Annotated in this window: 4 protein-coding genes; 3 read left to right on the plus strand and 1 reads right to left on the minus strand. The window is 75.2% G+C overall.

Annotated elements, in window-relative coordinates:
- Together ACVMLK_RS19485 and ACVMLK_RS19490 are read left to right on the plus strand one after the other, a co-directional pair.
- A partial coding sequence (locus ACVMLK_RS19485) for a tetratricopeptide repeat protein (protein ID WP_457487358.1) occupies nucleotides 1-1883 on the plus strand: 1883 nt, incomplete at its 5' end.
- Nucleotides 1876-2520 (plus strand): hypothetical protein, encoded by a 645-nt coding sequence (locus ACVMLK_RS19490; RefSeq protein WP_457487359.1) that lies wholly within the window; start codon nucleotides 1876-1878, stop codon nucleotides 2518-2520. The genes ACVMLK_RS19485 and ACVMLK_RS19490, both read left to right, overlap by 8 nt.
- Nucleotides 2521-2628: 108 nt before the next feature.
- Here the strand turns inward: ACVMLK_RS19490 and ACVMLK_RS19495 are convergent, their stop codons facing one another.
- Complete coding sequence (locus tag ACVMLK_RS19495; protein WP_422923085.1) at nucleotides 2629-4359, minus strand: ATP-binding protein; 1731 nt, start codon at nucleotides 4357-4359, stop codon at nucleotides 2629-2631.
- A 281-nt stretch (nucleotides 4360-4640) separates the two neighbouring features.
- Here ACVMLK_RS19495 and ACVMLK_RS19500 point away from each other — a divergent pair.
- Nucleotides 4641-6018 (plus strand): proton-conducting transporter transmembrane domain-containing protein (locus ACVMLK_RS19500; protein ID WP_457487360.1); only part of this gene is annotated, 1378 nt, incomplete at its 3' end.

The following is a 6018-nucleotide window of genomic DNA, read 5'->3' on the forward strand; positions in this document are numbered from 1 at the left end:
GAACGGCGGAGGTCAGGCGCCGGGGCGGGACCCGGGCGCGCCCCCCCGCCGCCCCCCCCCCCCCCCCCCCGCCGCCCACGCCGCCTTCCTTCGCCGAGTTGCAGCAGCGGGCGGCGGCGGAGATGGCGGCCGGGCGGCCCGACCAGGCCGAGGCGCTGCTGCGCGCCGCGCTGGACCAGGCGCCGGAGGATGCCGCCTGTATGCGCCGCCTGTCGCAATGCGCCGCCGCGCGCCGCGACTGGGCGGTGGCGCGGGACTGGGCGGCGCGCGCCGTGGCGCTGAACGCGCGCGATCCCTGGTCGCATCATCAGTGCGGCACGGTGGCCTTCCAGGCCGGCGATCTGGAGGCGGCGGAGACGGCGGCGCAGCGGATGCTGGAGATCGTGCCCGGGCATCCGGCGGCGCTGCGCCGGCGGATCGACATCGCCCTGCGGCGCGGCGCGCTGCCGGAGGCGATGGCGCAGGCGCGCGCGGCGGCGGCGTTGCATCCGGCGGAGCCTGGCGTGCTGCACCAGCTTGGCACGGTGCATCTGGCGCTGGGCGAGGTGGCCGAGGCCGAGGCGCTGGCGCGGCGCTGCCTCGAACTGCGCCCCGATTCGCTGCCCGCCCTGCGCCGCCTCAGCGATCTCGCCAACCGGCGGGGCGAGCGGGACCGGGCGCTGGCCCTGGCGCGCGAGGCGGTGGAGCGGCATCCGCTCGAGGCCGGCCCCTTGCATCACCTGGGCGCGCTGCACTTCCAGGCACGGGACTACGACGCCGCCGAGGCGGTGGCACGCCGCATCCTGGAGATCGTCCCGGGACAGGCCGGGGCTTTCCGGCGGCTTTCCGACATCGCCCTGCGGCGCGGTGACCACGCGGCGGCGCTGGACTGGGCGCAACGCGCCGCGGCGGCCATGCCCTCCGATCCCGGCGCGCGGTATCAGCTCGGGACCGTGCATCTGGCGGTCGCCGCGCTGGAGCCCGCCATGGTGGCGGCGCGCCAGACCCTGGATCTGGAACCGGGGCACACGCCCTCGCTTCGCCGCCTGGCGCAGATCTCCGCCCGGCTGGGGCAGATGGACACGGCCTTCGACTGGGCGGGCCGCGCCCTGGAGGCGGACGGACGCGATCTCTGGTCGCATCATCAGCTGGGCTCGCTGCACATGAGCGCCGGGGACCTCGACGCGGCCGAGGACGCCGCCCGGCGGATGCTGGAGCTGGAGCCCGAGAACCTGGCGGCGCTGCGACGGCTCTCCGACATCGCCCTGCGGCGCAAGGAGCATGCCGAGGCGCTGGACTGGGCGCTGCGCGGCGTGGCCGGCCACCCCAATGAGCCGGGCGCGCGGTTGCAGGTCAGCACGGTGCGCCTGGCGATGGGCGATCTCGCGCTGGCGGAAGCCCTGGCGCGCGAGGCGCTGGACCTGACCCCTGGCCATGCCGCGGCGTGGCGCCGGCTGAGCGAGATCGCGACGCGGCGGGGCGATGCGGCGGCGGCGCTGGAGCGGGCGCGGGACGCGGTGGCCGCCGACCCGGCCGACGCCTGGTCGATGTCCCTGCTGGGCCAGTTGCACTTCCAGGCCGGCGACCTGGACGCGGCCGAGGCCTGCGCCCGGGCGGTGCTGAGGCTCGCACCCGGGCATGCCACGGCGCTGCGGCGGCTCGCCGACATCGCCCTGCGGCGCGAGGATGTCCCCCTGGCGATCCAGTGGGCGGAGCAGGCGGTGGCGGCGGCCCCGGCCGATGGCTGGGCCAATCGCCAGCTGATCGACTTGCTTCTGCGGCAGGACGACCTCGCCGGCGCGGAAGCGGCGCTGCGGAAGGCCGAGGCCACCGTGCCCAATCCTGCGCCGCTGCGGCGGGCGGCCGAGGAGATCGGCCGCCGGAAGGAGCTGGCGCATGCGTGAGGAGGCGGGGACGAAGGATGCCGGCGCGGCGCTGGCGGTCCGGTTCGGCTCGGCCGACCGTTTCCAGGTGAGCGGCGAGATCGCCGCCCCGGCCCTGCCCGGCGCCCGGTCGCTGGTGCTGCTGGCCGGGGAGACGGTGGTCGGCCGCCTGGCCGCGCCCGTCACGCCCGGGGGGGAGGCGTCCGTGCCGTTCCGCATCCCGGTGGAGGAGGCCGCGGCGGTGGAAGAGGGGGGCTCCCTGGCCCTGGCGCTCGACGGCGAGGGGGGGCGCCGTGTGCTGGGGACGGCGCCGGTTCGCAGCCGCGTGGCCGGCGCCCTAGATCGCTGCAACGAGGCGCTGGTGCGGGGCTGGGCCGCCAATCTGAACTGCCCCGATCAGCCGCTGGAGGTCGAGATCCTGCTCAATGGCCAGTCGCAGGGCTTCGTCGTGGCGAACCGGCGCCGCTCCGATCTGGAGCGGATGGACAAGGCGCTGGCCGCCACCGCCTTCCTCTTCAAGTTCGCCCGCCCGCTGGACCTGCCGCGGGGGGAGACGGCGGTGATCACCGCGCGCATCCGCGGCACCGGCATCGAGCTCGGCAACAGCCCGTGGTGGATCGCCCGCGCCTACGAGTCCCTGCCGCTTCTCGCCGGGTAACGTTCCGCCCGGTCCAGGCCACTCCCGGTCCAGGCCACTCCCGGTCCGGCCCGTCCCGGTCCAGGCCGCCTTCCGGGGCCCGTCGCCGGTACGGGCCCCGCTGCGGGCTCAGGCCGGCTGCAACTCCGGCGCCGGCTGGCCGACCTCCGCATCGCCCAGCGCCCGCGCCAGGCCGGCCTCCGCCTCGGCCCAGCCGGTGCGGATGTCGTCGGCGATCAGCGTCAGCACCTCGGGCGACAGGGCGGCGCGCAGATGCGGCTCCTTCCATTCCTGCGGCCGGCCCCGCTTGGCCAGGGCATAGGCCAGGCCACGGGCGATTCGCAGCACCATGCCGCGCTCGGCCTGGAGCTGCGCGGCCTCCGCCACCCTCTCGGCGTCCATTCCCTCGGGGGCGGTGGCCAGCAGCATCCGGGCCATCTCGCCCACCGCGCCATAGGTCAGGTTGACATGCAGCTGGTGGGTCTCGGGGTAGTAGCAGGCGGCGCGGTGCAGCAGGTCGCGGTCGGCGAGCTCGGCCGGATCGCGCAGCAGGAAGATGGCCGGCGCATTCTCGAGGGGGACGGGCTTCGGCTCGGCCGGCGGTCGCGGCTCGCCCTGCCGCGGCGGCGGCGGCTCCTTCGGCAGGGGCGGCGACTGGCGTGGGCGGCGGCGCGCGACGCCCATCTGCTCCAGCATCTGGCGCAGCTCCTCCTGCACCTCCGCAGCATAGGCGGCGGCGGGGGAGGCGTCGGCCAGCAGCTTGGCCAGCCAGCCGGGCTGGTGCCGCGTCACCAGGCCCGCGAAGTCGAGCAGCTTCACCTGCGCCTGGGTCTCGGTGCGGTAGCGGAGGAACTCGCGATAGGCCTCCGGCTGCACCGGATAGTCGGACGGCAGCTCCACCAGGATGGTGACATGCCGGGCCACGAAGGGGATGCCGAAGCTTGGCGCCTCGCGGCGCCAGGCCTGGCCGGACAGCACGCCGTACATCTCGTCCTGATGCACCAGCGCCGCCAGGCTGCTGGCGCTCTCCGGCCCGCCGCCCTGGCTCGCATTGGCATCCGCCAGGGTCGGGTGCGCCGGATCGTAGGCGTAGTGGATCGTGATGCCCTCGGGCGTGTGCACCGCCTCGTAGCGCGCCAGCCGGGCGAGGCGCGTGGCCAGGCTGGTCAGCCGGTGCGGCGCCTTCAGGCCGGCGATGCCGGGTTGCAGCAGGATCTCGACGCCCTCGGGGAAGCGGAAGAACCGCTGGCCGATCGCATCGACCAGCCAGCGCGGGCCGACCCGCGGCCGCCCGTTATAGGGATCGCTCACCGTGTCCTGCGCGGCGGCGTTGCCGAGCAGCACGACCTCCGTCCAGTCCTCCCCGGTCCGGCGCCCCTCGGCGCGGGCGGCCTCGCCGGCGTCGATGACCTCCGCGGGGCGGCCGTCCCCGCCCGGGCGCAGCAGGCGGCCATAGACCCCGTTGAACTTGCCGATCACCACCTCGCCGACCTCGCCCTGGCGGGCGGAGCGGTAGCGCAGGCCCCGCTGGTTGGAGGGCAGCGAGGCCACCTTGGCGCCCATGCCGAAATTGCGGTCGAGCCCGGTTTCCTTGCGGATCGAGGAGGCGATGTCGCACATCCGGAACAGCTCCTCGCCGCTCAGGCCGGTGCCGCTGTTCCAGATCGCCAGCTTGCGGGTGCCCTCGACGGGCAGGGCGGAGAACTCCACCCGGCGCCGTCCCTCCGGCGCGGTGGCGGCCGCCTCCAGCGCGTTCTGCAGCAACTCCCGGATCATCATGCTGCGTGGGCAGCGCTCGATCATCGAGGCAACAAGAAAGTCCTCGTTGTCGACGCGGAGCTTGGTCACGCTGCTGATCATGCACTGCATCCTCTGTGCTGCGCTGCGGAGAGACATGAATAGCGCAAGAAAGGCTTCAAATGAAACGATGGCAGTATTTGGTCTTTCTCTCTTTTTTGGACGGATGACGATGTGTCATCCGGTGAGGCGCATGGCATGGCCTGCTACGCCCGCGGCGCCACGGCCCTGAACCGTCTGTGACCGGCCGGCGGGCGCAATGTCCCGCCTCCGGCCATTTGCCGCCTTTCGGCGGCTGCCCGCCCTGCCTATCCTGCCGTCGTGACACAGCTTTCCGCCCTGCCGTGACCACGGCGCTCGCCCTGCTGCTGCTCTGCCTCCTGCTGCTGTCCCTGGCTGGCCTGGCTGCGACGCGGCATCCCTGGCTGCCGCAACTCGTCCGGTATGGCTGCGCCGCCGTCTCCGCCGGCTTCGCGGGGCTGGGGCTGGCAGGGCTGGCGCTGGAGGGCGGGGCGCCGCTGCTGCTGCCGGTCGGGCCGCCCTGGGCGCCGCTCAGCCTGGAACTGGACGGGCTTTCGGCCTTCTTCCTGGTGCCGCTCGGCCTGGTGGGGCTGGCGGCCATGCTCTACGCCGCCGCGCGCGAGACCGCCGCGATGCCGCGCCGCCTGGTGCCCTATCCGCTGTTCCTGGCCGGCATGGCGCTGACCGTCCTGGCCGCCGATGGCATCACCCTGCTGCTCGGCTTCGAGGCGATGTCGCTGGCCTCCTGGGCCCTGCTGGCCGCCGGCCATGTGGAGGAGGAGCGGCGCGAGGCCGCCCGGCTCTATCTGGGCTTCGCGCTGTTCGGCGCCGCCTGCCTGATCCCCGCCATCGGGCTGATGACCGGCCTCGCCGGGGATTTCTCCTTCGCCGCCCTGCGGGCCGCGCCGCCCGAGGGCTGGCGCGCCGGGGCGGTGCTGCTGCTGGTGGTGGCGGGGGCGGGGGCCAAGGCCGGGCTGGTGCCGCTGCATCCCTGGCTGCCGCCGGCCCATGCGGCCGCGCCCGCCGCTGGCTCGGCGCTGCTCTCGGCGGCGATGACCAAGGTCGCGCTCTATGTCCTGGCCCGGCTGCTGCTGGACCTGGGCGGCCCGGCCCAGCCGCTCTGGTGGGGCCTGCCGCTGATGGTCCTGGGCGCGGCCAGCGCCGTGCTGGGCGGACTGCGCGCCACGCAGGAGACCGACGCCAAGCGCCTGCTGGCCTGCTCGACCATCGAGCATGTCGGCCTGGTGGCGCTCGGCCTCGGCCTCGCCGCGGCGCTGCGGGCGGCGGATCTCGGGCCGCTGGCGGCGCTGGCGGCCGGCGCCGCGCTGTTTCACCTGCTGGCCCATGCCGTTTTCAAGGCGCTGCTGTTCCTGGCGGCCGGGGAGATGCTGCATGGCGCCGGGGCGCGGCGGCTGGACGGCATGGGTGGGCTGATCCACGCCATGCCGCTGGTCGGCTGGTGCGCGCTGGCCGGCGCGGCCGCCGCCGCGGCCCTGCCCCCGCTGGCCGGATTCGCCGGGGAGTGGCTGCTGTTCCAGGCCCTGCTGGCCGCGTGGCGGGTGGGGGCGCTGGGCTTCCAGATCCTGGTCATGGCGGCGCTGGCGGCGGCGGCGCTGGGGGCGGCGCTGGGGGCGGCCGCCATGCTGCGCTTCTGGGGGCTGGCCTTCCTGGGCCGGCCGCGCACCCCGCGCACGCTGGGCG

The sequence above is a fragment of the Teichococcus aerofrigidensis genome (assembly GCF_054073225.1).

Bases quoted from the DNA above. Each gene is read 5' to 3' on its own strand.
- ACVMLK_RS19490 (WP_457487359.1), top strand. From the start codon at position 1,876: ATGCGTGAGGAGGCGGGGACGAAGGATGCCGGCGCGGCGCTGGCGGTC.
- ACVMLK_RS19495 (WP_422923085.1), bottom strand. From the start codon at position 4,359: ATGATCAGCAGCGTGACCAAGCTCCGCGTCGACAACGAGGACTTTCTT.